Annotated in this window: 26 protein-coding genes; 11 read left to right on the top strand and 15 right to left on the bottom strand. The window is 64.5% G+C overall.

All coding sequences use genetic code 11. From position 1 onward, the window contains the following. The first annotated feature begins 43 nt into the window (after positions 1 to 43). The 3 genes from DFO63_RS22345 to DFO63_RS10585 all read left to right on the top strand — a co-directional run bounded on the left by DFO63_RS22345 (position 44) and on the right by DFO63_RS10585 (position 1,476). Positions 44 to 547 carry a hypothetical protein gene (locus DFO63_RS22345; protein ID WP_235650939.1) on the top strand — a complete coding sequence of 168 codons (504 nt, stop codon included), beginning with the start codon at positions 44 to 46 and terminating at the stop codon, positions 545 to 547. Further along, positions 544 to 1,083 (top strand): hypothetical protein, encoded by a 540-nt coding sequence (locus DFO63_RS10590; protein ID WP_119006867.1) that lies wholly within the window; start codon positions 544 to 546, stop codon positions 1,081 to 1,083. Before DFO63_RS22345 ends, DFO63_RS10590 begins: the two co-directional genes overlap by 4 nt. A gap of 63 nt (positions 1,084 to 1,146) precedes the next feature. After that, a complete protein-coding gene (locus DFO63_RS10585; RefSeq protein WP_119006866.1) occupies positions 1,147 to 1,476 on the top strand; it encodes a hypothetical protein in 330 nt (109 codons plus the stop codon). A gap of 52 nt (positions 1,477 to 1,528) precedes the next feature. On the opposite strand, the gene DFO63_RS10580 is transcribed toward DFO63_RS10585, so the two are convergent. Together DFO63_RS10580 and DFO63_RS10575 are read right to left on the bottom strand one after the other, a co-directional pair. Further along, positions 1,529 to 2,059, bottom strand: a complete 531-nt coding sequence (locus tag DFO63_RS10580) for a hypothetical protein (RefSeq protein WP_049444004.1) — start codon at positions 2,057 to 2,059, stop codon at positions 1,529 to 1,531. 45 nt (positions 2,060 to 2,104) lie between these two features. Continuing rightward, a complete protein-coding gene (locus DFO63_RS10575; RefSeq protein ID WP_046984191.1) occupies positions 2,105 to 2,461 on the bottom strand; it encodes a hypothetical protein in 357 nt (118 codons plus the stop codon). Between the two features lie 643 nt (positions 2,462 to 3,104). Between DFO63_RS10575 and DFO63_RS10570 the strand changes: the two genes are divergently transcribed. Both DFO63_RS10570 and DFO63_RS10565 read left to right on the top strand, forming a co-directional pair. After that, positions 3,105 to 3,707: a DUF998 domain-containing protein gene (locus tag DFO63_RS10570; RefSeq protein ID WP_119006865.1), complete on the top strand. Its 603-nt coding sequence runs from the start codon at positions 3,105 to 3,107 to the stop codon at positions 3,705 to 3,707. A 55-nt stretch (positions 3,708 to 3,762) separates the two neighbouring features. Beyond that, positions 3,763 to 4,128, top strand: coding sequence for a hypothetical protein (locus tag DFO63_RS10565; protein WP_119006864.1), 366 nt, complete (start codon positions 3,763 to 3,765; stop codon positions 4,126 to 4,128). Between the two features lie 324 nt (positions 4,129 to 4,452). Here the strand turns inward: DFO63_RS10565 and DFO63_RS10560 are convergent, their stop codons facing one another. From DFO63_RS10560 to DFO63_RS10540, 5 genes are all read right to left on the bottom strand, one after another. Beyond that, positions 4,453 to 7,713, bottom strand: coding sequence for a type I restriction endonuclease subunit R (locus DFO63_RS10560; protein WP_119006863.1), 3,261 nt, complete (start codon positions 7,711 to 7,713; stop codon positions 4,453 to 4,455). A gap of 61 nt (positions 7,714 to 7,774) precedes the next feature. Continuing rightward, entirely contained in the window at positions 7,775 to 9,058 is a 1,284-nt protein-coding gene (locus DFO63_RS10555) for a restriction endonuclease subunit S (protein WP_119006862.1), read from the bottom strand. After that, a complete protein-coding gene (locus tag DFO63_RS10550; protein WP_119006861.1) occupies positions 9,058 to 11,181 on the bottom strand; it encodes an N-6 DNA methylase in 2,124 nt (707 codons plus the stop codon). Before DFO63_RS10550 ends, DFO63_RS10555 begins: the two co-directional genes overlap by 1 nt. Positions 11,182 to 12,021: 840 nt before the next feature. Further along, positions 12,022 to 12,456: an NAD(+)--rifampin ADP-ribosyltransferase gene (gene arr, locus DFO63_RS10545; protein ID WP_119006860.1), complete on the bottom strand. Its 435-nt coding sequence runs from the start codon at positions 12,454 to 12,456 to the stop codon at positions 12,022 to 12,024. A gap of 124 nt (positions 12,457 to 12,580) precedes the next feature. Next, a complete protein-coding gene (locus tag DFO63_RS10540; protein ID WP_119006859.1) occupies positions 12,581 to 12,832 on the bottom strand; it encodes an accessory factor UbiK family protein in 252 nt (83 codons plus the stop codon). A 155-nt stretch (positions 12,833 to 12,987) separates the two neighbouring features. Between DFO63_RS10540 and DFO63_RS10535 the strand changes: the two genes are divergently transcribed. Beyond that, on the top strand, positions 12,988 to 13,326 hold the full coding sequence (locus DFO63_RS10535) for a P-II family nitrogen regulator (protein ID WP_005411374.1): 339 nt from the start codon (positions 12,988 to 12,990) through the stop codon (positions 13,324 to 13,326). Between the two features lie 89 nt (positions 13,327 to 13,415). Here DFO63_RS10535 and DFO63_RS10530 read toward each other — a convergent pair whose 3' ends face one another. Continuing rightward, on the bottom strand, positions 13,416 to 14,075 hold the full coding sequence (locus DFO63_RS10530) for an RIO1 family regulatory kinase/ATPase (protein WP_119006858.1): 660 nt from the start codon (positions 14,073 to 14,075) through the stop codon (positions 13,416 to 13,418). A gap of 436 nt (positions 14,076 to 14,511) precedes the next feature. Here DFO63_RS10530 and DFO63_RS10525 point away from each other — a divergent pair, with 436 nt between their 5' ends. Further along, the gene (locus tag DFO63_RS10525; protein WP_024957655.1) at positions 14,512 to 15,417 is read left to right on the top strand and encodes an aspartyl/asparaginyl beta-hydroxylase domain-containing protein; all 906 of its coding nucleotides are present in this window, start codon (positions 14,512 to 14,514) and stop codon (positions 15,415 to 15,417) included. Positions 15,418 to 15,503: 86 nt separating this feature from the next. On the opposite strand, the gene speE is transcribed toward DFO63_RS10525, so the two are convergent. Beyond that, on the bottom strand, positions 15,504 to 16,358 hold the full coding sequence (gene speE / locus DFO63_RS10520) for a polyamine aminopropyltransferase (RefSeq protein ID WP_008268330.1): 855 nt from the start codon (positions 16,356 to 16,358) through the stop codon (positions 15,504 to 15,506). A 191-nt stretch (positions 16,359 to 16,549) separates the two neighbouring features. Between speE and speA the strand changes: the two genes are divergently transcribed. Together speA and DFO63_RS10510 are read left to right on the top strand one after the other, a co-directional pair. Next, positions 16,550 to 18,439 carry an arginine decarboxylase gene (gene speA, locus DFO63_RS10515; protein WP_012512349.1) on the top strand — a complete coding sequence of 630 codons (1,890 nt, stop codon included), beginning with the start codon at positions 16,550 to 16,552 and terminating at the stop codon, positions 18,437 to 18,439. 37 nt (positions 18,440 to 18,476) lie between these two features. Then, positions 18,477 to 18,797: a DUF6122 family protein gene (locus DFO63_RS10510; protein WP_006474656.1), complete on the top strand. Its 321-nt coding sequence runs from the start codon at positions 18,477 to 18,479 to the stop codon at positions 18,795 to 18,797. Between the two features lie 163 nt (positions 18,798 to 18,960). Here DFO63_RS10510 and DFO63_RS10505 read toward each other — a convergent pair whose 3' ends face one another. From DFO63_RS10505 to DFO63_RS10495, 3 genes are read right to left on the bottom strand one after another with little or no spacing between them, the layout of a single operon-like run. Then, positions 18,961 to 20,280, bottom strand: coding sequence for a HAMP domain-containing sensor histidine kinase (locus tag DFO63_RS10505; protein ID WP_119007007.1), 1,320 nt, complete (start codon positions 20,278 to 20,280; stop codon positions 18,961 to 18,963). Further along, a complete protein-coding gene (locus tag DFO63_RS10500; protein WP_119006857.1) occupies positions 20,277 to 20,936 on the bottom strand; it encodes a response regulator transcription factor in 660 nt (219 codons plus the stop codon). The genes DFO63_RS10505 and DFO63_RS10500 overlap by 4 nt, the downstream gene beginning before the upstream one ends. Then, complete coding sequence (locus DFO63_RS10495) at positions 20,936 to 21,226, bottom strand: PepSY domain-containing protein (protein WP_099589012.1); 291 nt, start codon at positions 21,224 to 21,226, stop codon at positions 20,936 to 20,938. The genes DFO63_RS10500 and DFO63_RS10495 overlap by 1 nt, the downstream gene beginning before the upstream one ends. 147 nt (positions 21,227 to 21,373) lie before the next feature. Here DFO63_RS10495 and DFO63_RS10490 point away from each other — a divergent pair, with 147 nt between their 5' ends. Beyond that, positions 21,374 to 21,808, top strand: coding sequence for a PepSY domain-containing protein (locus DFO63_RS10490; protein WP_119006856.1), 435 nt, complete (start codon positions 21,374 to 21,376; stop codon positions 21,806 to 21,808). Positions 21,809 to 21,934: 126 nt separating this feature from the next. Here the strand turns inward: DFO63_RS10490 and DFO63_RS10485 are convergent, their stop codons facing one another. The 3 genes from DFO63_RS10485 to DFO63_RS10475 all read right to left on the bottom strand — a co-directional run bounded on the left by DFO63_RS10485 (position 21,935) and on the right by DFO63_RS10475 (position 24,257). Next, positions 21,935 to 22,414, bottom strand: coding sequence for a hypothetical protein (locus DFO63_RS10485; RefSeq protein WP_014038776.1), 480 nt, complete (start codon positions 22,412 to 22,414; stop codon positions 21,935 to 21,937). Positions 22,415 to 22,540: 126 nt separating this feature from the next. After that, positions 22,541 to 23,749: an FAD-dependent oxidoreductase gene (locus tag DFO63_RS10480; RefSeq protein ID WP_101766210.1), complete on the bottom strand. Its 1,209-nt coding sequence runs from the start codon at positions 23,747 to 23,749 to the stop codon at positions 22,541 to 22,543. Between the two features lie 13 nt (positions 23,750 to 23,762). After that, positions 23,763 to 24,257, bottom strand: a complete 495-nt coding sequence (locus DFO63_RS10475; RefSeq protein WP_049443962.1) for a lipocalin family protein — start codon at positions 24,255 to 24,257, stop codon at positions 23,763 to 23,765. A gap of 182 nt (positions 24,258 to 24,439) precedes the next feature. On the opposite strand from DFO63_RS10475, the gene DFO63_RS10470 reads away from it, so the two are divergent. Next, entirely contained in the window at positions 24,440 to 24,688 is a 249-nt protein-coding gene (locus tag DFO63_RS10470; protein WP_006399378.1) for a hypothetical protein, read from the top strand. The last annotated feature ends 75 nt before the right edge of the window (positions 24,689 to 24,763 follow it).

The following is a 24,763-nucleotide window of genomic DNA, read 5'->3' as shown; positions in this document are numbered from 1 at the left end:
GAACAATCCTTTCCTGTTTACAGATCCAGATGGGAGGCAGGTGATGAAGATCACAACCTCCATTCCTGAGAAGGAAATGACGCGGGCGGACCGTGAAACTATGCGTGCATTCAATCGAGCCCAGTTGGCATACGAGCGGGCAATAACGGCGTCTGGGGACAAAGAAGCGATGGCGCGATACCTCACTACGCCCTTTGAGTATAGAAGAGCATTGAGTCCGGAAGCCCAGGTAATCCAATCCGCGTCGGGTCAGTCCGATGCTGGGATCAAGGCGTATCGAGAGCCGGGCAAGGGCGCCGTGACGATTCTCCCGGGCTTCTTGGAGCTCACTGATTCAGGAAAGGCGTTCCCAGGCTATCATGGCATGGAGCTCGGTAGAGGCGGCGATACGGCAGCAGCAAAAGTCGTCTTCCATGAGCACGGCCATGTTGAGGATAAGGATAACAATACTCCTCATGACCGAGAGGCAAAGGCGAGCGAATACTCCAATCGGATGATGGAGTACGCGCCGCGGAATATAAGGATAGGGCCGAGAGGGCGGCGATGATGAAGCTGAGAATACTAGCTGCTGCAGTTGCGTTGGCCAGTATGGTGGTGAGTATCCATTCCAGGGCGGATGATGCCCTATACATAAACTACGCGCCAGATATGCGGTACTCGACAAACGGCGTGGATTCCAGATTGACCATACTTCCCGGGAAGGGCCTTTTTGGTTATGGCAGCGAGTTCGGCAAGCTCGAGCCCTGCCAGGCTGGTGGTTCGTCGGACTGTCTCAAGATTGACTTCATGGCGCTCTACAAGGTGCCCATAGGAGGGAAGGTTGGTGACAGGTACAAAGAGGGCGCGTTTACCTTCGCCGTGGTAGAGGCCCTCTCCATTCCCATGCTGGCCGATGATCGCGAAGTTCTAAAGGTGGATGTGGAAAGGGATGGCGTCCACGCCAACTCCTTCTACTTCGATAGAAAAAGGGGGGTGATCGGCGTTAGAGTCAGGAACTTCGGCAATAGCACTATTCCGGAGTCGGTGTTCTTTCTCGAGAGAGGCAATGGCGTTTTCTCAAGTGAAGAGCGAAAGCCGGATTAAGTTGAGCTGGTCGTGGACACGACAGTGCTGATACGGCGTAGATACCTGGATCCCACTACCCGCTTGGAGGTGCTGATCACCTCCAACCCTGACGTCGCTCCGGAGTTCCGAACCATCGATGAGATCCGCGTTTCATCGATCAGCGCGGGGCAACCTGCTGCAGGCAGAACCGAGAGCTTGCGCGGCGTGAAGCTGAAAGGCGTTGCCATGGGTGACCCGGCGTCCAAGGCCGTCGGCGCAGCAGTCGGGTATGGCCAGAGAGACACAAAGCAGGCAACGCTGGGCGGCATCAAGGTCGAGCGCACCTGTGGCTTCTCGGAAGGTGGATCGAACATTTGCTTCTACGTCCGGGATGGAAAAGTGGTTGCGATGGCACTGGGGTTTGGCCCCTGACCGGTTGCCGTGCCCCTAGCGGTACAGGCGCAGCGCCACTACAAGCGTTAGCCTACGAAGGCACTTCAGCGCGGACATGGTTGGTGGGAACGGCCTGGCGATGGCCTGGGCCCCCAAGCAGACACCGCTGCTCATCAGGCACCAACCCAGTGAAGCGCCCAAACCGCGCCTCAATCCACGAAGGCCCCGCGCTTTCCACAAGCAATCGCCCCTGGCTCTGGTGCAGATCCAGCCAACGCTCGAAGCTGCTGCGCAGGCGTTCGATATCCGGCGCCCGCCACCGTGCATCGGCAGGCATGCGGATCAGCACGCGCGAGGGTGCGTTCTCCACGTCCATCACCAGCACGCCCTTGCACCGGATCTCGAAGGACGTCGCTCCGGCATGGCGCGCATACAGTTCAAAGCCCTCGTATGCCTTCGCGGTAACGAAGCCGAGCGCATCACTGCGCAGCAGGCGGTAATCGGCCGGCCGCAGCTTCTGGTAGGCCCAGACCTGATCGCCCGCTGGCTCGGGCCACTCCACCCACATCGCGCCGATCACCGCGATGCACACCACCGCAGCGGCAAGGCCGTGCATCTTCATTCGTCACCCCGCACACAGGCAGAAAGGTCCGCGCCATAAGCGCGCTCAGTCCTTGGGTCGCATCCGCTCGTGGATGAAGGCAGTCAGCGCGAGATCGGCCATCACCAGCCCCTCCATCACCCGGTCGCCCACGTACTGCTCCGGCTCGCCGTTCTGGCGCGTGCGCTCGGCCGCCAGCAGGATCTCCTGCACGATGCGTTGGCCGGTGAGTGCGCAGTCGGCGTCGGACAACTGCATCTGCCGGCTGCGTAGATGGTGCCGCTCGGGCCAGGGCTGGCCGTCGGCCGCAGCGCCCGCGCCGATGGCGTGCAGGATGGCGATGAGGCTGTTGGGGTCCAAGGCCGGAGCGGCCAAGGGCGCTTCCTGGATGGGGCGCGGGGGTGGGGAGTGCGGTGTGGTCATGGCAGGCTCCGTGCATGCAGGCGGACGCCGCCACCGATAAAGGTGGCGGGCAGAGCGTGGCTCGAAAACCGGATGTTGGGAACCGGCGGGTACAAGACCCCCACGCCCCGCCCGCCATAGCCGGCAGACGGATTGCCAGCCGGCACCACGCGCGATGGTGCCGGCTGGCAAGCGCAAACTACTTCCCAACAAAACGGGCTTTCGAGTCCCGACCACCGATGCACGGTGGCGCAGTAACGATTACCTGCAGTTGTTCGGAATGCCAACGGGTAGGGGTCAATGCCGCCAAAACCCGAGACGCTTTTGGCATTGTCGCATAGCGTGGAAAGGGGCGAGAGCCTTGGTGTGCTAGGCGGAACGGCACTTCTGGAACGGAGTCGACAGAACCTTCCGTCAGAGATGTAAGGCGCGGCAAATGCGACAGCACTCGCCCATCGGGCATGTGTGATCGCTCATGCAACCGAACCGCTGCGACACCCGCTGGATGGTTTAAATGACTTCTTGCCTATTGAACCTACCGAGCACCGCGCGCAATCTGACTACCGCTGTAGTCATGCGGGGCTGCCCTGCCCGCAGCAGGACGGTCTTGTAGCGTTTGAACGGATTCCACCCACTGGGGCAGGCCAAACAAGGACCACTGTACGTGTCACGCCGCAGCCGACTGCTTCTCTGCGCGGGTCTGGTCCCGCTTCCGTGGTTCCTGTTCTGGACCAGCGTTGCCGCCGTATTCGCGCCGGGCTACAACCCGCTTGCACAGCACGCCAGCGAGCTGCTGCAGGCACCGACGCTTGCAAGCATCTGCGCCAGGATTGCCCCCATCGGCTGCGGCGTGGGCTTCGTGGCGTTTGCCATCGGGGTGTGGCGGGAGTCCGGTCGCCGGATTGCCGTAGGCGCGATCTGCTGGATGATCTTTGGCATCTCCATGCTGACCAACGGGCTCTGGCCCATGGGCCATCCGATGCACGGCTTCTACACCATCGGTATCGCAAACATCATTGCACCGGCGATGTCGCACATCGAACTGAGTGCGTGGTCTGCCAACCGAACGGCGTACGCCGTGACCGCTGTGGTGAGCATCGCGGGCATCGTCTATCTCTGGTTGAACGTGGTGGGAGCGGACCCGGAGGGGTTCAGGGGGCTGACCCAGCGCGTGTTTTCATCGATCAACTCGCTGTGGCCGTTCCTGGTTGCGTTGCATCTGCTGCGCCGGGGTTCAAGCGCGCTGAAGGCGCCCCAGGCGCTTTGATGGAAAGGCATGCAGGCACATGGACGACTATTAAGCGTGCGGAGTTGAGAAGAGGATGAGGATTTTTCGTCGCCAACTGATCTACGTTCAGGTGCACCAGGACCATTTTATTGCGCGGTTGGTCGGTGGAGACAGGACCATCCGCCGCCAGTGTCACGCCCTTGGCAATCGCGCCGGTCCGATCAAGGACTTCTCGGCTATCCGGCCCCAGCTCAAGGCGATCTTCTCGGAACTCATGCCTGGGTTCTCATTCCAAAAGCCGTGGGGGCTTCTGCATTTTGATCCGGTTGAGTATCCGATCACGAAGGAAGAACTGGCTGGGTTCCAGAAGGCTGCCATACGAAGTGGTGTGAGCTTTTGTTTTCTCTCCACGTGGGAGCAGCGGCATGAAGACAAGGATCTGTTGGAGATGTTCAAGTAGGGTTCGGCCCGATACTTCGTTCTAGGCCACGCAGATTCTTGGGCTGGTTGAATATCGCGCACCATCGCTGCTTGGGCATGCATCTTGGTCGTTCCAACACCAGGCGCACCCTCACTCCTGGCCAGCTCGTTGGCCCACTTGATCCAGCGCCGCCGGTCTTAGCCGCATGGAGGCTAAAGGGGCCTGGACATTCGGGCCTCGGTGAAGCGTGGGAGGTGACCTGGCGAAGTCAGCTTCTGGCCGCAGGACGCCATGGGACCCGAAGCGGTCGGCCACTGTCACCGGATGTTGAACAAATCCACTGCGATCCATCGCTACCCGCGCTCATGCTGCCCACTTCCTGCCGCGCAGCGCGTACTCAACGGCAAGGTCATAGACGTTGTCGCACTTCTGCTTGAAGGTGGTACGGTCATAGCTTTCCGGCAAGTCCGCATCAAGCACGCGTTCGATTTCCGCGCGCACCTGCTTCTGCGTCTGCGCGCTCTGGTGCCAGTTCTGAATCAGCACCTTGGGCTGCTCCTCCACCAGGCGCTTCAGCAGGTGCTTGGCGGCCAGCTTCACGCGCTGGGTCTCTTCCTGCGTCAGTGACTCCTTATTCAGCAGATCGAACAGCTCCAACTCGTCCTCGGTCAGGCCTTCGCGGATGTGGCGCTCGGCCTCTTCCTTCAGCTCCTCGGCATAGGCGGTCAGCTCGTCGTAGTAGTTCTCGGTGGACGTGGCGCCGGAGTTGTAGGCGTCGATCACATTCTGCAGCCGCTGGATGAAGCCCACCCGCGTGCTGTTCTGCGCCAGCATCTCGGCCAGCTTTCGCTGCAGAAAGGCCTGCAGGTCGGCGATCTGGATGTTCTTGAAAGGCGCCTGCTGGAACTCCTCGCGCAGCTTCTCAACGTTCACCTTGCTGAGGTCCCAGGCCTTGCCGCGCTGCACGATCTTGTACTGCGCCTCGAACTCCTTGGCGGAAAAGGCCTCGGCCTTGTCCACCACCACGCTGGCGTCCAGCAGCGCCTCGATGCGCTGCACCGCGCTGTCAATGTCGACCTGCTCGACGATGCTGTCCATCACCCCGCGCAGATACTGGAAGGCCGACACCACGCGGCTCAGCTTGCGGCCCAGCACCTCAGGCTTGCAGGCCTCGTACAGCGAGGAGATCGTGTTCTCGTAGACGTTGAAGGACTTGCGCTGCTCGTCGCTGGCCAGCAGCGTGTCGGCAAAGCCGTTGAACTGGCCCAGCTTGGTGAACACGTCGTCGCGGTCCAGCGCCTCGTGCAGCGGCACACCTTGGCTTTGGCAGTAGGCCAGGCCCTGCTCCATGGCCTCGTCCAGCAGCGTGAACAGATGACTCTTGTCCCGCACCGGCAGCTCGTCGTCCTCGGGGCCGGCGGCGTAGTCCTTCAGCGCCTTCTTCATGCGGCGGAAGACGTTGTAGTAGTCCACGATCTCGCCGTGACGCTTGGCCACGCCCAGGATCTCGTGGCCGCTCACCCGGTTGGCCCGCGCGATGGTCTGCATCAGCGTGTGGCCCCGCATGGGCTTGTCGAGGTACAGCGTGCTCACCGTCGGCGCGTCGAAGCCTGTCAGCCACATCGCGCAGACGAACACCAGTTGCAGCGGGTGCTCCGGGTCCTTAAAGTTGAACTCGATGTCGTGGCCGTGCTCATCCAGTGCGTTCATTCGCTGGCGGTGCGGCTTGAGGTCCAGTCCCTTCTTCGCGAACTTCTCTTCCTCGCCCGCCTCCTCGCTGACGATCACCGCCATCTGCACCGCGCCCATCCAGGCCTTGAGCTGCTTCAGGCGCTGGCGCTCCACGTCGTTGGTCGTCGCGGTGATGCGGCCGTTCAGCGCCTTGATCTCGGCCTTCCACAGCGACTGCACCTTGTCGAACATCGTCACGGCGGTGAACTTGTCCACTGAGATGACGATGCCCTTGCCCAGGTAGCCGCGGCGGGGGAAGTGGTAGACGATGTCCCGCGCAATCGTGTCCAGTCGGTCCTCGCGCTTGACGACCTCCATCTCCTGCGCGAAGCGCTTCTCCAGCTTCTCCTGCGCCTCGCCGTCGAGGTTCTCGTCTTCCAGGATCGCAGCGAACTCGTCGCTCAGGTCGTCGTTCTGGATCAGCACCTCCGGCACACGCTTCTCGTAGAACAGGGGCACCGTGGCGCCGTCTTCCACGCTCTGCTGGAAGTTGTACTCGGACACGTAGTCGCCGAACCAGGCGTTGGTCTTGCGCTCCTGGCCCAACAGTGGCGTGCCGGTGAAGGCCAGGAAGTTGGCGCGTGGCAGGCCGACGCGCATGTTCTCGGCCAGGCCCGCGTACTGCGTACGGTGCGCCTCGTCCACGATGACGACGATGTCGTCGCGGTCGGACAGCAGCGGGTAGTCCTTGCCCTTCTCGAACCGGAACTTCTGGATCAGCGTGAACACCACGCGCTTGTTCTTGCCCAGCATCTCGCGCAGTTGCGCGCTGCCCTTGGGTCGCACGTCGTCCTTCGGCGCCACCACACCGGTGTGCAGGAAGTTGCGGTAGATCTGTCCGTCCAGGTCGTCCCGGTCCGTCACCACTACGAAGGTGAAGTTGCCGGTGAGCTTGCGGAAGATCTTGCGCGTGTAGAACACCATCGAGAAGCTCTTGCCCGAGCCCTGGGTGTGCCAGAACACACCCAGCTTGCCGCCCAGTTCGCGCCGGTGCCTGAACTGCTCGAAGGCGTTGTTCACGCCGATGAACTGGTGGTTCTGCGCGATCACCTTCTGCGTCTCGCGGTAGAACACGCAGAAGTTCTCCACATAGTCCAGCAGCCGCTCAGGCGTCAGCAGGCCCAGCACCACCCGCTCCACACTCAACCCCTGTGCGGCGATGGCCTGACGGTCCAGCTTTTCCTTCTCGTCATCCACCCGCAGCCAGGTGAAGAAGTGCTCCCACTGCGCCGTGATACTGCCCAGCCGGGTCTCGATGCCATTGCTCAGCAGGGATAGCGCGTTGGCGGTGAAGAGCTGCGGGATCTCGGCCTTGTAGGTGGTGAGGTTGTCGTCGAAGGCCGCGCGCAGCTTGACGTTGCTGTTCTTCAGCTCGATGAACACCAGCGGCAGGCCGTTCACGTATAGCAGCACATCGGGTCGGCGGTAGCCATGCTCGCCGCGCACCCAGAGCTGGCTCACCGCCAGGTAGTGGTTGCGGCCGGCGCGCGGGTCATGCGCGTCGAAGTCGATCACCTTGAGCCGCTCGGTCACGGTCTGCCCGGCCTGCGGCCCGGCTTCGGGCTTGTAGGTCACCGGCACGCCGTCGCGGATTAACCCATCCATCTCGCGGTTGGCCGCCACCAGGCTCATCGCCGTGCGTGGCTGCACCAGTTGCGCCAGGGCCTGCTCCACAGCATGAGCCGGGGCCTGCGGGTTCAGCCGCTCCAGCGCGGCGCGCAACCGATCGACCAGGATCACCTCGCGTTTGTCGGCGCGGCCGGAGCCGTCATTCAGGTCGTCGGGCTGTGCCGTGAAGCAGTTCAGCGCATCGAAGCCGCAAAGATGCTGCAGCCGCTGCAGCAAGGCCTGCTCGATGTCGTCTTCGCTGATGAAATTCTTCGCGGCGGCCACGGTACCCCCTGGTGTTGCCGGTTGTGGAGAAGAAAACCTGCTAACGAGCCATCACCTCATGCTACGCAGCCTCTGACGGCGGCTGCATGCTGGGCGGGAACTGGATGTCTAACGCATCGACGCGGAGCTTGCCGGAGATCAGGCGGGGGAGCAGGGCATCGCGCTGCTTTGCCAGCGTTTCGTTCAAGTGAATCAAGCTGGCAATCTCGTCCAGCATAGGTTTCACCATGGTGTTGAAGCGCGCCAACAGGGGATCGCTCGGCACAGAGACTCTTAGCTGCTTCAGGAAATGCCAATCAGCACGGGGCATCTTCGTTCCCTTCGATGCCGTGTTGGCGATCTCTATGAACGTCTCGCTGAAGACGGTTAACAAAGCGAACTCCCTAAAGTCCTGGCGCTTAGGGCTGAGCACCAATGTGTCTGTTGAGCAGATGCCGTCGAAATGTGCCAGCGCCACTTTGTGCAGGTAAGGGCGGATCTTCGAGAACAGGATGTCTCCGGCGAAGAAGGCCAGCTTGTCGCTTTCCACCGATTCGGGTGCGCCGTGCATAGTCAAAGCGACCGACTTGCGCGATATGTGCTCCAGCCCCACGTAGCGCGTGTGGCCAGCAAGATCACTCTTCTTGACTGGACGCTTCGTTTCGCCGATGAGCTGGCCCAGCGGAGTGCTGCTCCAACCCTTCGGCAACCCCTTGTCGAAAGAGCTGACGGTATAGCCCGGAAACCGAAGCCGCACAAACCACTCGCGGTAGATCTCCTCGGCCATGGACTCCAGCAAGGCGATGCGGCGCTGGTTGATAGCGATCAAGTCGTCGTAGCTCTTGAGCGCCGCCGCGATCTTGGGCTGAGCTGCGCTCTCGTGGAGCGTGAGCCGCGTCTTCGTTCTGAAGGCGGTGAACTGAAACCGAGCGACACCTGTGTGCTGAAGATTGAAGACACCCATGTACCCAGAGGCGTAAAGCGCCTGGAGCACGTAATAGAGATAGACGGGGTGGACTTTGTTTCGATCAACGCGCAAATGCCGAGCGAAGCTCGAACACAAGACAGGGCGCCCCCCCCGGGAGGCTAAAAACTCCTTGCTGACGAGCGCCGTTCTGCCAGTTGATTGCTTGGCGGTACCGCCCGCCGTTTCGATGAGGATGTCATCGGCCTCCAGAGCCTTACGCGCGACCAAGTGCTCGGGAATCCAGCGTTGAGGCAACTCGATGCTCGGAGCGTTCAGGCCGGCGAAGTCAGTCCCGCGAATAACGTCACAGAGCACATGCCCTGGCGCCTCTTGGCCTTCCCCCCATTCGCCATCTTTGGTCTCGACAATGAGGTCAGAAAACAGGATTGGCGCTTGCATCACGTTGGCTGTTCCTCACCCAACACGGCCGACACGTTGACGGCAATGGTGCGCTGAAGCGCGCCAGCGGCATCACTCAGCTCCTGAAGCTGATCCCGCGCGACGGTGAGGTCCGCCAGGAAGTCCTCCTCCGTCTTCCCATCCTCCTCAATCACCACGCCCACGTACCGCCCCGGGTTCAGCGACCAATCCTGCTCGGCAATCTCCTCGCGGCTGGCAAGCTTGCACAGGCCGGTGACGTCTTCGTAGGCCGCCTTGGGGAAGCGTTCCTGCAGCCAGCTCACATGCTGGTAGTACAGCTCGGCAGCCTTCAGTTCGTCATGCAGCGCCTGCACCGCCGCCTTCACGTCCTTGGTCTGGCGGTTGGCAGTGGCGCGCTTGCCCTCAAGCTTGGCGGCCTCGGCCTTGCGCTTGTCCATCTCGCGGATGGCCTTGTCCAGCGCCTTCACCGCCGCGTGCAGGCCGCTGAAGAAGGGCGTGAACTGGGCGCGCAGCAGGTGCTGGGCTTTGTTGCGCTCGTCCACGCTGTGCTTCTGGCCTCGGGTGCGTTCGTGCTGGTCCTGGGCCTGCGCCAGCGCGGCGAGCTGACCCCACTGGGCCTGCAGCGCCGCAATGGCGTCACGCGCCACCTGGCTGGTCGCCGCATCGGCAGCTTCTTCCGCCAGCACGGCCAGCAGGCGTTCGCTCAAGGCGGGCAGGTGCTCAGCGGCGTCCTTGAGCTGGGCCATGCCCTGGTGCAGGTAGCGGTCCACCTGGTCCACGAACTCGTGGCGGCGGCCCTTGTGCAGCCGGGGGATAAGGGCAATGTTCTGGATCTGCGCGTCGCTCAGCTCGCGGTGGGCGCGGTCCACCTGGGTGAAGATGTTGCGGGTGTCGATGAACAACACCTTCTCATCGGTCTTGCCCTTGTCGAAGAACCACAGTGTGGCCGGCAGCGTGACGGTGTAGAACAGGTTGGACGGCAGCGTGAGCATGCCGTAGATGAGGTTCTGCTCGATGAGCGTGCGGCGGATGTCGGCCTCGGAATGGCGAGCATCGCTGGCCGAGTTGGCCATCACCAGTGCGGCGCGGCCGCCGGGTTTGAGCGAGGTAGCGAAGAGGTTGATCCAGAGATAATTTCCGTTCGGTACGGTCTCGACGGCTTTCTCCTTGCCGTCTTTCCCGCCCGCCGCCTTTGCCTTGGTCTTGTTGCGGGGCACGCCGTAGGTGTTGAAGCGGCGGTCTTTCTCCACGGCGTCCAGCGTCACGTCGTCCACGTTGAACGGCGGGTTGGCCATCACGTAGTCGAAGGCGCCGAAGGCGTTGAAGGGGTCTTCGTAGTAGGTGTTGGCCTGCTTGATGTCGCCGCGCAGGTTGTTCACGGCAAGGTTCATCTTGGCGAGCTTGACGGTCTCCAGCGTCTTCTCGGTGCCGCAGACGAACACGTCCAGATCTGCCGCCTTGTCGGCCTGGTGCTGGAGGATGAAATCCGCCGACTGCACAAACATGCCGCCGGAGCCGCAGGCGGGGTCGAACACCTTGCCTCCATGGGGCTCGATGATCTCGGTCATCAGCTTGACGACGGAGCGCGGCGTGAAGAACTCGCCGCCGCCCTGGCCCTCGCTGAGCGCAAAGTTCGCGAGGAAGTACTCGTAGATCTGGCCGAACACGTCGCCGGTAGCGTCCACCGGGATGTCGGAGAACAGCTTGAGCAAGTCCTTGGGAATGTGCTGGTTCTTGGGGCTGCGGGTGAAGCGGTCGTACTCCTCCTGCGGCAACACGCCCAGCAGCTCGGGCTTGGTGTTCTCGATGCTGGCCATCGCGGCGCGGATGGCCTTGGCGATGTTTTCCTTCTCGGGCAGGTTCAGCAGGTAGTCGTAGCGGGCCTTCGCATCGAGGTAGAAGCCACACTTCTCGATGGCAATCTCTTCCAAGGTACGCTCACGGCGCGTGCCCTGGAGCTTCTTGAATTCCTGCTCGATTGCCGCTTGGTGCTGCCGGTACTTGTTGTCCGCGAATTTCAGGAAGATCAGACCGAGCACTGGGGTGCTGTACTCGCTGGCCTTGAGATCGGAGTTGGCGCGGAGCTTGTCGGCTGCTGACCACAGGTCATTTTCGAGTTTTTTGAGCTGGTCGCGATTCATTCTATTGATCGTAAAGGGGTTTGACCTGTTCCTGTCTTGCCGCCAATTAATATGTTCTGACGCGCAGACTCAGTCATGGCGCCCCATGGAGTTTCGATAGGCGACTTGACGTTCGTAAACAAATCTTGAGTTGACAATCAAAGATGATACTAGCCGGAAGGCTGCTTGTGGCCGTCGGGCGTCCTACGACCCAGGGCGGCCATTGGTGCGGCCGCTGATCCTGCCACTGGGTCCATTTGTACGCTGCCCTGTTAGCCGGACCCTGCCGCCCTGAGATCGAGTTGTATCAAGGCGAAGCGCGCAGATCGGTGCTTTGTGGGCGAGTCGCATAACCGGACCCACGGGTCCGTCTACTTGGTAGTTGGGCGCCACTACAGCTATGACTGATCTTTGGGGTCCCATTTCGGCAACCGATTGGCATGCCTCACCCTGCATGGTCGGCCGCGCAGCGACCAAGGCTGATGTTGCGGCCGGCTCGGCCATCTTCTATGTACAGGTTGGTTCCACTCCAGCTCCAATGAGCCTTCCATGCTGCGCAGTTCAGATACTGGACGATGGCTCTGAGCAGCCTATCGTCATTGTCCAGGCAGAGCTCGCGCAGCAGGGCACCATCTTGGGTGTACGGCCATTTTCCGGGGGTAATGGCATTTGCATGTCTAAGGACGTTCGGTTGCTTCCTGCCGGCTTCGGGTCGCAGGTTGGCGCCTAACAGTTCAGTCAAGCCGAGCTTGCTTCGCGAGTCGGACTAATTCCAGAGTTGAACGTCCGCTTCTGTCCGAAAGCGGACATCGTTCGACGACATTGATCTTCCGTGAGCCAAGGCATGGGTCTCTCCTTCCATCAATTGATGATCTCCCCACTCCCCGAAGCAACAAACGCCCTCAATTGCCGAACGAACTCCGCGTCATAGGCTTCCCACTCCGTAACCTCCCCAACCACCCGCAAGGGCTGCGCACTCCGATACGACCGCGTCGGGTTCCCGGGAAACTTCTTGTTGGTCACATTCGGATCGTCTTCAAACGGCCCGGTCGGCGCCACCACATACACACGCGGTCGCCCTTCACCCTTGGCCATCTCCGCAGCCAACCCAGCGCCCTTGGCAATCGTGGTGAAGTAGATGTGGTTCATCACCACGCTGTCGCGATAGTTGGAGCGAAAGCCCGCGCTCAGCAGTTCGCTCACCGCGAGGTCAGCGCGGGTGCCGTGATAGAACGGCCCGGCGACCTGGTGGCAGGTGTCATGCGAAACGGGTGTCCATTCGGTGTCCTGCGCCATCGGCACTGCCCCTGCGTGTCCTGTCGGATCGACAGGCCGGCGAGTCTAGGGCGCCCGGTGGGCCTTGCTGCAAGGCCCCATCCGGGAAATACTCTGTAGTGGGAGGCGCGGTGCGCCTCCTCTTTCATTCTGCGGCGCCGCGCCCTTCCAGCTCGCGCACGGCGGTTTCCAGCGTGTCCAGCTTCTGGCGCGTCTTCAGCAGCACGGCGCGCTGCACTTCGAACTCCTCGCGGGTGACCAGGTCGAGTTTGGCCAGGCCCGCCTGCAGCGCGCTCTTGAAGGTGGCCTGCAGTTCCTCGCGCGATTCGCGCAGGCCCGGCGGCACCAGGTCGCTGAGGCGACGGGCGAGGTCATCGATTTGGTTCAGGTCGATCATGGGGTGCTCCGTGGGGGTGGGCCCGTGCATCCGGCGCGGGCAGGCCATTCGGGCACAAGGATACTGCCGGCACCCATCGCCCGGACAGGCGGCAGCGGCTTCGCACGGGCCGCGTTCAGGCGCTATCCTCCACGCCGGAAGACAGGAGATAGACGATGAAGATGGTCATGGCGGTGATCAAGCCGTTCAAGCTCGACGACGTGCGCGAAGCGCTGGCCGAGCGTGGGGTCACCGGGATCACGGTGACGGAAGTGAAGGGCTTTGGTCGCCAGAAGGGCCATACCGAGCTGTACCGCGGCGCGGAGTATGTGGTCGATTTCCTGCCGAAGGTGAAGCTGGAAGTGGCGGTGACCGATGACCAGGTGGAGGCGGTGGTTGAGGCCATCGTGAAGGCCGCCGGCACTGGCAAGATTGGCGACGGCAAGGTGTTCGTGTACGACCTGGGCAGCGTGGTGCGTATTCGTACCGGGGAACTGGACGCGGACGCGTTGTAATCTGGTTTTTGTAGAGTCGAGCCATGCTCGACTGCGTTTCGCGCGATGCTGGAAGAGCAGTCGAGCATGGCTCGACTCTACAAAAGCAGTTACCGGCGCTTCGCCCACTTATAGAACCGCTTCCAGCCCTGGCGCACGGCGGCGACCCAACCCGGGTCGGCCACCAGTGCAGCTTGCGCGGCACTCGGCGCCTGACCGGTCACGCGCTGGCGGATCTTCAGCAGGTTCTTCATGTCGCTGCGGCGCATCTGCCGGCTCAGCGGGCTGCGGCGTAGCCAGCGCGGGGCGCGCCAGGCGGAGGTGAAGTCCAGCAGTACCGGCACGCCGCCACTGACCACCACGTTGGTGCCATGCAGGTCGTTGTGGGTGATGCCGGCCGCATGCAAACGGCTGAGCGCGTGCTGCAGCTGCTCGAATACTTCATTGCCCACGGCCTGCGCGGTGCTGAGGGTCTGGCCGGGAATGAACTCCATGCCCAGTGCCAGGCCGCCCAGGGTGCCGAGCAGCGCAGGGGCATGCTTCCAGCCGCCGAGGCGCTGCAGCATGCGGGCCTCGCGGCGCACCATAAGCCGCGCGATCAGCGAAACGGGGGTGCCGCGGTAGCGGGAGTAGTCCTTGATGACGGCCTCGCGCCCATCCAGGCAGGTGCGGTAGACGTCGGGGGCCAGGAAACGCTCGCCGCGCTTGAGCAGCAGCGGGGAGGCGGCGTCATTGCCGCAGGAGGAGGGGGGGAGAGCAGGAAGATACATGTCGGGGTCTCGGACGACCCGGTGGGTGGCGCAAAGCGTCAAGCGAACCGGTGTTACAGGGAGTTACTAAGTTTTCGTTAATTTTAGTACTCGCCAGTTCGCTATTCCACGATTTGTCGGAGAAATGTCGGGGTCGTGGCTGGAACAGTTCGTCACGCAGAATCGGACAATTCTGTCTCACTTATGAGGCTCACCCTGCTGGATCAAGGAGTTGGGCGCGCTCCCAGCCCATTCATCGGCGCCGCGCTGAACGCGACGCACGTCCGGCTTGACCCCGGCGCACGCCCTGCCGACCATAAGCTGTTAACCCGCGACATCGGCGGCCGCCCCCCTCCGGCACGTCCCCGTCCCCTGCCGCGTTCCCAACCGGTGCTGGCCGCCTGGCCGTGCATCGCCCCGTTTCCCGTTCCGGCTGCGGCTGGAGGAAAGTGCTTTGATCATCAAAATCGTCATTGCAGCGCTGTTCGTGGCCTGCGTGCTGTACATCCACTTCCGTGGCAAGGTGCGCGCGCGCTGGTCGCGCCAGCTGCTGGACCACTCCAGTTTCATGGCCCCGATCAACGTGGTCATGTACATGTTCTCGAAGGTGCCGACCACGCCGTTCCTGGACCCGGCCAAGGAGTTCCCGCAGCTGGAGCCGCTGCGCCAGAACTGGCAGATGATCCGCGACGAGGCGCTGGCGCTGCGCGATGCACAGAAGATCGCTGCGTCCAGCACGTTCAACGACGCCGGCTTCAACTCGTTCTTCCGCCGTGGCTGGAAGCGCTTCTACCTGAAGTGGTACGGCCCGTCGCACCCGTCGGCGAAGGCGATGTGCCCGAAGACCACGGCGCTGCTGGAGTCGCTGCCGGATGTGCGCGCGGCGATGTTCGCGCAGCTGCCGTCGGGCAGCGAACTGCGCCCGCACCGCGACCCGTTCGCCGGTTCGCTGCGCCTGCACCTGGGCCTGGCCACGCCCAACAATGACGGCTGCTACATCGAAGTGGACGGCATCAAGAAGAGCTGGCGCGACGGCGAGTGGATGATGTTCGACGAGACCTACATCCACCATGCGCACAACGAGACGCCCGATGACCGGGTGATCCTGTTCTGCGACATCGCCCGCCCGCTGCGCTTCGGCCTGCCGGGGCTGTTCAACCGCGCGGTGGCGGCCACGCTGCTGGCCGGTGGTGCCTCGCCGAACCTGCCGGGTGACCCGACCGGTGGCGTCAACAAGGCGTTCGGCAGCGTCTACAAGGTGCGCCTGAAGGCCAAGGCACTGCGCGAGCGCAGCGTGGTGGCCTACCAGCTGATCAAGTGGGGCCTGGTGGTGGCGGTGATCGCCGGTATCTGGGCGCTTTGATCGTTACATGCGGTTGCCGGCCAGCGGCCGGCACTACCGGAACATGAAAAAACCCGCGCTGTCGCCAGCGCGGGTTTTTTGTTGGATCAGCCCTTCAGTGCCGCCTGTACGAACGGCGGGGTCACCAGCACGCCGGTGTGCAGCGCGGCGGTGTAGTACAGGGTGTTGAAGGTCTTGGCGGCCGAGTCGGCCTGGCGGAAGTCGAAGCTGCTGTCGCCCTTGCGCGCCATGGTCACGCTCCACCAGCCGGTGGGGTAGCACGGCTGCGGGAACGGCAGGGTCTTGAACGAGCCGAAGCCGGCCTTGCCCATCTCGGTGCGCATTTCGTTGATCAGGTCCAGCTGCATCAGCGGCGATTCGGACTGCTGCACCAGGATGCCGTCGTCCTTCAGGGCCTTGAAGCAGCTCTCGTAGAAGGCCTTGTTGAACAGGCCTTCGCCCGGGCCGACCGGGTCGGTCGAATCGACGATCACCACGTCCACGCTGCCGGCCGGGCAGTTGGCCATGTAGGCCACACCGTCGTCGAACAGCAGCTCGGCGCGGGCGTCGTCGTTGGAGTCGCACAGTTCCGGGAAGTGCTTGCGCGCCATCACCGTGACCTGCTCGTCGATATCGCACTGGGTCACGCTCTCCACGCCCTTGTGCTTGAGCACTTCGCGCAGGGTGCCGCAGTCGCCGCCACCGATGATCACCACGCGCTTGGGTGCGGCGTGGGTGAACAGCACCGGGTGGCTGATCATCTCGTGGTAGAAGAAGTTGTCCTTGCTGGTCAGCATGATGGCCCCGTCGATGGTCATCAGGTTGCCCCAGTCGGTGGTCTGGAAGATCTCGATCTTCTGGAACGGCGACTGCACCTCGTCCAGCTTGCCGGTGATGCGGTAGCCGATGGCCGAGCCGGTGCGCTCGAAGTGTTCGATGTACCAGTTGTTGCTGTCAGTCATTGGAAAACAGTCCTGTTCGGAGGGGTGGAGCCGGGCTGGCGGGCGGGGCCGCGTGGCACAGATGCCACATCCGGACGGATCGGCCCGTTCAGGTTGAAACCTGTCACGGGCGCGGGCGCGCATGATAACGAACCTGTGGGCATATAGGCGTTATCATGCCCCCCCTTTTATTGCCAACAAGGCCGACTGAAATGACCGATTGGTCCCTCGACCAAGCCCGCAAGACCTACTCGATCCCGCATTGGGCGGACGGTTACTTCGACGTGGATCAGGCCGGGCACATGGTGGTGAGACCGACCGGGGCGGACGGCCCGGTGGTGTCGCTGCCCAAGGTGGTGGACGCGGCCCGTGCGGCCGGCGCCAAGCTGCCGCTGCTGGTGCGCTTCCCGGACATCCTCGGCCAGCGCCTGGGCAAGCTGCAGGCGGCCTTCGGCCAGGCCCAGCAGGACTGGGAATACAGCGGCGGCTACACCGCCGTGTACCCGATCAAGGTCAACCAGACCCGCGGCGTGGCCGGCACCCTGGCCAGCCACCACGGCGAAGGCTTCGGCCTGGAAGCGGGCAGCAAGCCCGAGCTGATGGCCGTGCTGGCGCTGTCGCGCCCGGGTGGCCTGATCGTCTGCAACGGCTACAAGGACCGCGAGTACATCCGCCTGGCCCTGATCGGCCGCAAGCTGGGCCTGCAGACCTTCATCGTCATCGAGAAGCCGTCCGAGCTGAAGCTGGTGCTGGAAGAGTCCAAGGCGCTGGACGTGAAGCCGGGCTTGGGCGTGCGCATGCGCCTGGCCTCGCTGGGCGCCGGCAAGTGGCAGAACAGCGGTGGCGACAAGGCCAAGTTCGGCCTGTCGCCGCGCCAGCTGCTGGACCTGTGGAAGTCGCTGCGTGACACCGAGTACGCCGACTGCCTGAACCTGCTGCACTTCCACATGGGTTCGCAGATCTCCAACGTGCGCGACATCGCCAACGGCATGCGCGAAGCCACCCGCTACTTCGTGGAGCTGTCGCGCCTGGGCGCGAAGATCACCCACGTCGATGTGGGCGGTGGCCTGGGCGTGGATTACGAAGGCACCCGTTCGCGCAGCTTCTGCTCGATCAACTACGGCCTGCATTCCTATGCCAGCAACATCGTGCAGCCGCTGGCCAATGCCTGCGAAGAGTTCGGCCTGACCCCGCCGCGCATCGTCACCGAGTGCGGCCGCGCGATGACCGCGCACCACGCGGTGCTGATCGCCAACGTCTCGGAAGTGGAAGAAGCGCAGGAAGGCCGCGTGCCGGACCAGCACGACGACGAGCCGGCGGCGATCCGCCACCTGCGCGAGATCCACGACGAGCTGGACGTGCGCCCGGCGGTGGAGCTGTTCCAGGAGGCACAGCACTTCCACGCCGAAGGTCTGGCCAGCTATGCGCTGGGCCAGATCGACCTGCCGCAGCGTGCGCGCATCGACGATCTGTTCTACGCCATCGCCCACGGCGTGCGTGCGCGCCTGAGCTATGACGAGAAGAGCCATCGCCCGGTGCTGGACGAACTGAACGAGCGCCTGGTCGACAAGTATTTCGTCAACTTCAGCGTGTTCGAATCGATCCCGGACGTGTGGGCGATCGACCAGGTGTTCCCGATCGTGCCGATCGAGCGCCTGGACGAAACCCCGGACCGCCGCGGCATCATCGCCGACATGACCTGCGACTCGGACGGCATGGTGGAAACCTATGTCGAGAACGAGAGCCTGGACAGCTCGCTGCCGCTGCACAAGATGAAGCCGGGCGAGAGCTACCGCATCGGCTTCTTCATGGTCGGCGCCTACCAGGAGATCCTGGGCGACATCCACAACCTGTTCGGCGATACCGACGCGGTGGAAGTGCTGGCCGATGCCGATGGCTATGCCATTACCCAGCAGCGCCGTGGCGACACCACCGATGTGATGCTGGATTACGTGGGTTACCGCCTGGACGAACTGCGTGCGACCTATGCGCAGCGCGTGGCCGAGGCGCAGCTGTCGCCGGAACGCGCGCAGGAGCTGTCGGAGGCGCTGGAAGCCGGCCTGACCGGTTACACCTACCTGTCCGACGAACCGCTGGTCTGATGGACGGTGCCGGGCCTGCCCGGCGCCACCGTTGCCGATGAGCGCGCGCGCGATCTTCCACCTGTTCCTGCATGCCGCCGTGCCAGCGCTGCTGGCATGGCTGTTCTGGCGCAAGCGCTTCGCCTCGGCGTGGCTGCTGATGCTGCTGGGCTGGATCATTGATCTGGACCACCTGTTGGCGGATCCGATCTACGCACCGAACCGCTGCAGCATCGGTTTTCATCCGCTGCACACCGCACCGGCCATCGCGGTCTATGCCGGGCTGTGCGTGCCGAAGAAAACGCGGTTGTTCGGCATCGGTTTGATGATCCACATCGTGCTGGACGCGATTGATTGCTGGTGGATGCATCACCGTTGATGCTGGGTGCGTGTCGACCAAGGTCGACACCTACCGGGGGCACGGCGACCGGTCGGATTGGCGCTTGGTAGAGCCGGCCGCTGGCCGGCTTCCGCAGGGTGTTCCCGATGACCGCGTGGTTGCCGGCCAGCGGCCGGCACTACCCACCGTCAGGTTGGTCGCTTCACGCCACCGGCAACCACAACGTTGCGCGCAGGCCGGGCTGCGCATTCTCCAACGCCACGTGCCCGCCATAACTGGCGGCGATATCGCCCACGATGGCCAACCCCAGCCCACTGCTGCCCTCGCGCTCATCCAGCCGCACGCCGCGCTGGGTGACCCGTTCCAGCGCATCTGCAGCCAGGCCGGGACCGTCGTCGCGCACTTCGATGCGCAGCTGCCCTTCGCTGCTTTCCGCTTCGACAGTGACCTGCCGTTTCGCCCAGCGCCCGGCGTTGTCCAGCAGGTTGCCCAGCATTTCTTCCAGATCCGCACTGGCACCGGCGAACTGCAACGCCGGATCGATGCCTTCCGCCGTGAATGTGATGCCACGTTCGCCATGCACGCGTGCCATCAGCCGGCACATCGCCTGCGCGACGGCCGCCACGTCGGTGCGCTGGCGATGGTCGGCAGCCAGTCCTGCAGCCAGGTAACGGTCGACACTGGCCTGCATGCGCGCACTCTGTTCGCGCACGGCGGCACGCCAGTGCGTGCCGTCGCCGTCCGCTTCGGTGGCCAATACGCTCAGCGGGGTCTTCAGTGCATGCGCCAGATCCTGTGCACTGGTGCGTGCGCGCGCAACCATGCGTTGCTGGTGGTCCAGCAGCGCGTTGAGTTCTTCCCCCAGCGGTGCGACTTCCGCGCCCAGTTCCTGCGTGTCGATGCGTTGCGCGTCGCCGCGGCGTACCCGTTCCAGCTGCTCGCCGAGGCGATGCAGTGGGCGCAGGCCGAAGTGCACCTGGCTGGCCAGCACCGCCAGCCACGCCGCAACCAGTACGCCCAGGGCGATGGCGGTGCGTTTGCGGAACGCGGCAACATCCGCATCCAGTGCGCTGCGATCGGTGGCGACCACCGCCACGAACGGTTCGCTCGCGCGCGGCAGGCGCACCTGCTGCACGCGTGCGCGCAGGGATTGCTGCAGCGGTCCGGGCAGATTGCGCGTGGCCGGCCCGGCAGCCGGCGCCGGCAGGGTTTCATCCCACAGCGAGCGCGACTGCAGCAGCACGCGGCCATCGGCACCGGCGATCTGCCAGTAGGCACCGGAGAACACACGCTGGAAGCGCGCGTCATTGGGTTCCTGGCGCAGCCGCAGCTGTCCTTCCGGGTCCACTTCGGCCTGTGCCAGCAGGGTCAGCATGTCCTGCTGTAGTTCGTGGTCGAGGCGGTCGCGCGCGCTGCGCTTGAACAGCTCGCCCAGCAGTGCGCTGGCCAGCAGCGAGACCAGCAGCAGGCCGACGCCACCGGCCAGCAGCAGGCGCCGCCGCAGCGACGGTTGCCGGTTCATGGCGCGGCCAGCCGCCAACCCTGGCCGCGCACGGTCTGGATCAGGTCGATGCCGAGCTTGCGGCGCACCCGTCCGAGCAGCACATCCAGTGCGTTGGAGTCCGGGTCATGGCCGCCGTCGAACACCTGTTCACCCAGCCGGTCGCGGCCGATCACCTGACCGCTGTGGTGGATGAAGTAACTGAGCAGGCGGAATTCCTGCGGACTGAGGGGCAGCGCCTGCCCATCCAGCTCGAAGCGGCCTGCATTGACGTCCAGTTGCAGCGGGCCGCAGTGCAGGCGAGGGCTGGCGTGGCCGTGGCTGCGGCGGATCAACGCGCGCAGGCGCAGCACCAGTTCGTCGGCCTGGAACGGTTTGGTGAGGTAATCGTCGGCACCGGCATCGAAGCCTGCCAGCTTGTCGTGCCAGCGCCCGCGCGCGGTCAGTACCAGCACCGGGAAGTCGCGGCCGTTGCCGCGCCAGCGCTCGATCACGCTCAGTCCGTCCAGCCCGGGCAGGCCGAGGTCGACGATGGCGGCCTGCAGGTCCTCGATCTGGCCGATCTCTTCGGCCTCGCGGCCATCGGCGACCACGTGCACCACATAGCCGGCCTGTTCCAGCAGGGGCACCAGGCGCTGTGCCAGTGCGGCATCGTCTTCGGCCAACAGGATGCGCATCAGTCGTCGAGCTCCGTCTTCAGCAGCTTTCCGCTGCGCGCATCATAGTCCAGCTCCACCACTACGCCGTCGCCGCGCAGGATCTCCACCTCGTAGACGCCGTCGTCCAGCTCCACTTCCAGCAACTGGCCCGGGTAGCGCTTGAGTGCATCGCGCACCACGCTTTCCAGCGGCACGTAGCGGCCCTGCTGCACGGCGCGGCGCGCGACCTGCTGCGCCGGGTCCTGTGCGGGCGCGGCGGCGGTCGGGGCGCTGGCCAGGGCCAGCAGCAGGGGCAGGGTGGCGAGCATGCGGGCACGGAAGGAGGGGAACAGGCGCGAGTGTGGCGGGGATGACTAACAGCCGGCTAACAGCCACGGCTAAGGCGCTGTTAACCGGGGCATGCATCGTGGCGTTGCCGGGATGGTCCGGCCACGAACACGAACAGGAGAACCCCCATGTTGAAGTCGCTTGCCCTCGCCACCGTTACCCTGCTGGCCATCGCACCGGCCGCACAGGCCGCGCCGCTGGGCATGGCCCAGGTCGAACAGACCCTGCGCAAGGCCGGCTATACCCAGATCCACGAGATCGAACGCGATGATGGCCTGTGGGAAGCCGACGTGAGCCGCGCCGATGGCCGCTTCAGCGAGGTCTACGTGGACCCGAAGACCGGCGAGATCTTCGATGAGCACAGCGGCCGCGCGCTGCTGACCACCGAGCAGGTGCTGGCACGTGCACAGGCGCATGGCCTGCGCGAGATCCATTCGCTGGAACGCGATGGCGCGACCTGGTCGCTGGAAGCCCGCAATGCCCGCAACCAGAAGGTGGACGTGCGCCTGAGCGGTTATGACGGCCGCATCTTGCACAGCGAGCGCGATGGCTGGCTGGATTGACCTGCTGGTAGTGCCGGCCGCTGGCCGGCAACCCATGATCGCTTCCAGCCCCGCGAGTCGCCGGCCAGCGGCCGGCGCTACCGCGCGGTTACCAACCGGGCATGGACTCGGCTCTACAGGGGTGGCTTACCAGCCGTACGGCGGCGGGTAATCCCAGCCCGGGCCACGCCCGTAGTAGCCGCCATACGGGCCGAAGAAGCCCGGGCCCTTGCCTTCACTCACGTGGATGTTGAGGTTGACCCCGTGGGTCTTGCCTTCATCGGTGGTGTAGTTCTTGCTGAGGTTCAGCGTGGCCGCGTTGTAGTGGCTGTTGCCGCCGTTCTTCGAATAGCCGATGCCGGTGGTGAAGCTGCCGGACACCTTGACCTTGTCGTCGGTCACGTCGGCGATCTTGGCGTCGTCGTGCACGCGCGGGCCGCTCTTGTCACCGTAATAGGTGCCGGGCGGGTCCTGCTGCAGGGCCGGGTCGTTGAGGTAGCGCATCGGCGCCTGCGGCAGCGTCAGGTCCAGGCCGGCAGCCTGCGGCGCGGTGGCGCCAGCGGCGGACTGGGCCAGCACGGTTCCCGGCAGGGCCAGGCACAGCAGCAGGGTCAGGGGGCGGATCATGACGGCGCTCCAGCGGACAGGTGGCCACGCAACACGCGGCGGTACAGGCCGACGCTAGCAGGGGTTGCTTGAATGATGCCTGTCGGCGCCGGATTGGGGTAGAGCCGGACGCTGCCGGGCTGCGCGCTACAGCCGCCCGAACCCGAACAGCCCTTCCAGCGCATGCCTGCGCCGCTCGATCCGGGCCCGCAGCAGCTGGGCGCCGATCATCGAATAGGTGATGCCGTTGCCGCCGTAGGCCATGGCGAAATGCACCCGCGGGCCCCACTGCGCGTGGGGGCCGAAGAACGGCAGGCCGTCCGCCGTCTCGGCGAAGGTCCCGGCCCAGGAGAAGGCCGGCACCGGGTCCAGCCGCGGGAACCAATGCAGCAGCTGTTTCATCAGCTTGTCGGCCTTGCGCTGTACGCGCCGGTCGCGCCGGGCCGGGATATCGATGGCGTCGTCCAGCCCGCCCACCAGCAGGCGGCGGTCGCCGGTGGCGCGCAGGTACAGGTAGGGGCGTGCGCTCTCCCACACCATCGTGTTGCGCAGCCTGCCCAGCACGTCCGCATCGATGGGATCGGTGATGAAGGCATAGCTGCTGCGGTTGCGCGCGACCCGCTGCTGCAGCCATGTCTGGTTGGCATAGCCCATTGCCAGCACCACGTGGCGGGCGTGGATGGTGGCGCCGCCCTCGGTGAGGGCGCTCACGCCGCGCGCGGTGGGTGTCAGCGTATGCAGCACCGTGCGGTCATGCACATTGCTGCCGCGCCGGCACACGCGTTGCAGCAGCGCATAGGTCAGGCGGTAGGGATCGACCCGCGCGGCCTGCCGGGTCAGCAGGGCCCCGCCAGCGTCCACGTTGAAGCGTTCCCGTAGTGCCTCCGGGCCCAGCCAACGGGCATCCAGGCCGATGCCGCGCCGCGCCTCGCCCTCGGCCATCAGGCGCGGCACGTCGCGAAGGCGGCTGGCCAGGTACAGGCTGTCCATGCGCTGGAAATCCACGTCCTTCACCCCGCGCGCCACCTCGGCCAGTGCCGGGATTGCCTCCGCGCAGGCCCGGTACGCCAGTGCAGCGGCGTCCTGCCCGTAGCGCTCGGCCAGTTCCAGCAGATGGGTATCGATCTCGTACTGCAGCAGGGCGGTGCTGGCGGCGGTGCTGCCCCAGCCGATGTCGCGCTGTTCGATCACTGCAACGTCGTGGCCATGCTGGGACAGCTCGTCGGCGATCAGCGCACCGGTGATGCCGCCGCCGACCACCAGCACGTCGCAGCGCAGGTTCTGCTGCAGCGGCGGGAAGGCGTGGATCAGGCCGTTGCGCACCGCCCACCACGGGTAACCGCTCTTCAGGTCCATGGCCGTGCGTGGCTCAGGCCGTGGGCTGGCCGGTATGCGGCGTCTGGATCAGTTCGGACAGATCGAAGCCCTGCAGGCGGGCCGCCGCCAGATAATGGTCCTGCACGGTCGCGTCCAAGCGCGGCTCGCGCGCCAGCAGCCACAGGTACTTGCGGTCCGGGCTGCCCACCAGCGACACGCTGTAGTCCGGGGCAACCTGGATCACCCAGTAGTCGCCCTTGGCGAACGGCAACCAGCGCAGGCCCTTGGGCAGGAAACTCACCTCCAGGCGCGCGCTGTCGTTGTCGACGGCGCAGGCCTCGCCGGTGGCTTCCTCGATCTCGCCGTCCATGCGGCAGCGGTTGGTGACGCCGACGTTGCCGTTGTCGAGCAGGGTGTAGTGCGCAGACACGTCGGTGCAGCCCTCCGGCTCGTGGCGCATCGGCAGGCGCGCGATCTCGTACCAGGTGCCCAGGTAGCGGGGCAGCTTGAGGTCAGCGACGGTCTTCAGCGGCGGGTGGTCGGTCATCGGCGGTCGTGGCAGGGGTGGGCCTCCACGATGCCGATGGCCTTGCCATGGGCGGGTGAAGCCGGGGCGATGGCCGTGTCCAGAACGTTCCGTCGCCCCGGCGGAGCGCCCGTTGTCACCGGCGTGGCGGTATCCTGCCGCCAGCGCCGTGTTTTCCTGATCCAACCGAGGTGGAGGTGCCGATGTACCAGGTGATCCTGTTGAAGAGTGAATCCGCGTTCGCGCGCGAACAGTGGCCGCAGGTCGACGACCTGGTCGACTACGAGGGCGTGGCCTACAGCCTGCGTGCCGGCCCGCGGCAGCCGCTGCCGACCGACCACGACTGGCACCCGGTGGCGGTGTACGCGCCCGATGAGATCACCGAGGAAGAGTTCCAGGACTGGTACGCGCTGCAGCAGCCGACGGTGGAAGAGCTGCGCCTGAAGTACTGATGCGCGACGCTGGCGGGGGCGCCCATCCGGCCTTGACCGCCTCTGCCGTATAGTCGCGCGCAGGCGCGGTGGTCC

Source organism: Stenotrophomonas sp. AG209 (assembly GCF_003550055.1).
Taxonomy (GTDB): domain Bacteria; phylum Pseudomonadota; class Gammaproteobacteria; order Xanthomonadales; family Xanthomonadaceae; genus Stenotrophomonas.
Note: the sequence above shows the minus strand (reverse complement) of the source record. Positions and strands in the feature narration are given on the sequence as shown.

Excerpts from the sequence above, each read along its gene's own strand:
- DFO63_RS10555 (WP_119006862.1), bottom strand. The coding sequence starts at position 9,058 with ATGCAAGCGCCAATCCTGTTTTCTGACCTCATTGTCGAGACCAAAGAT.
- DFO63_RS10550 (WP_119006861.1), bottom strand. The coding sequence starts at position 11,181 with ATGAATCGCGACCAGCTCAAAAAACTCGAAAATGACCTGTGGTCAGCA.
- DFO63_RS10530 (WP_119006858.1), bottom strand. The coding sequence starts at position 14,075 with ATGTATCTTCCTGCTCTCCCCCCCTCCTCCTGCGGCAATGACGCCGCC.
- DFO63_RS10565 (WP_119006864.1), top strand. The coding sequence starts at position 3,763 with ATGAGGATTTTTCGTCGCCAACTGATCTACGTTCAGGTGCACCAGGAC.
- arr (WP_119006860.1), bottom strand. The coding sequence starts at position 12,456 with ATGGCGCAGGACACCGAATGGACACCCGTTTCGCATGACACCTGCCAC.
- DFO63_RS10590 (WP_119006867.1), top strand. The coding sequence starts at position 544 with ATGATGAAGCTGAGAATACTAGCTGCTGCAGTTGCGTTGGCCAGTATG.
- DFO63_RS10575 (WP_046984191.1), bottom strand. The coding sequence starts at position 2,461 with ATGACCACACCGCACTCCCCACCCCCGCGCCCCATCCAGGAAGCGCCC.
- DFO63_RS10535 (WP_005411374.1), top strand. The coding sequence starts at position 12,988 with ATGAAGATGGTCATGGCGGTGATCAAGCCGTTCAAGCTCGACGACGTG.
- DFO63_RS10505 (WP_119007007.1), bottom strand. The coding sequence starts at position 20,280 with ATGAACCGGCAACCGTCGCTGCGGCGGCGCCTGCTGCTGGCCGGTGGC.
- DFO63_RS10495 (WP_099589012.1), bottom strand. The coding sequence starts at position 21,226 with ATGCTCGCCACCCTGCCCCTGCTGCTGGCCCTGGCCAGCGCCCCGACC.
- speE (WP_008268330.1), bottom strand. The coding sequence starts at position 16,358 with ATGACTGACAGCAACAACTGGTACATCGAACACTTCGAGCGCACCGGC.
- speA (WP_012512349.1), top strand. The coding sequence starts at position 16,550 with ATGACCGATTGGTCCCTCGACCAAGCCCGCAAGACCTACTCGATCCCG.
- DFO63_RS10470 (WP_006399378.1), top strand. The coding sequence starts at position 24,440 with ATGTACCAGGTGATCCTGTTGAAGAGTGAATCCGCGTTCGCGCGCGAA.
- DFO63_RS10580 (WP_049444004.1), bottom strand. The coding sequence starts at position 2,059 with ATGAAGATGCACGGCCTTGCCGCTGCGGTGGTGTGCATCGCGGTGATC.
- DFO63_RS22345 (WP_235650939.1), top strand. The coding sequence starts at position 44 with ATGAAGATCACAACCTCCATTCCTGAGAAGGAAATGACGCGGGCGGAC.
- DFO63_RS10475 (WP_049443962.1), bottom strand. The coding sequence starts at position 24,257 with ATGACCGACCACCCGCCGCTGAAGACCGTCGCTGACCTCAAGCTGCCC.
- DFO63_RS10500 (WP_119006857.1), bottom strand. The coding sequence starts at position 20,936 with ATGCGCATCCTGTTGGCCGAAGACGATGCCGCACTGGCACAGCGCCTG.
- DFO63_RS10510 (WP_006474656.1), top strand. The coding sequence starts at position 18,477 with ATGAGCGCGCGCGCGATCTTCCACCTGTTCCTGCATGCCGCCGTGCCA.
- DFO63_RS10490 (WP_119006856.1), top strand. The coding sequence starts at position 21,374 with ATGTTGAAGTCGCTTGCCCTCGCCACCGTTACCCTGCTGGCCATCGCA.
- DFO63_RS10480 (WP_101766210.1), bottom strand. The coding sequence starts at position 23,749 with ATGGACCTGAAGAGCGGTTACCCGTGGTGGGCGGTGCGCAACGGCCTG.
- DFO63_RS10540 (WP_119006859.1), bottom strand. The coding sequence starts at position 12,832 with ATGATCGACCTGAACCAAATCGATGACCTCGCCCGTCGCCTCAGCGAC.
- DFO63_RS10485 (WP_014038776.1), bottom strand. The coding sequence starts at position 22,414 with ATGATCCGCCCCCTGACCCTGCTGCTGTGCCTGGCCCTGCCGGGAACC.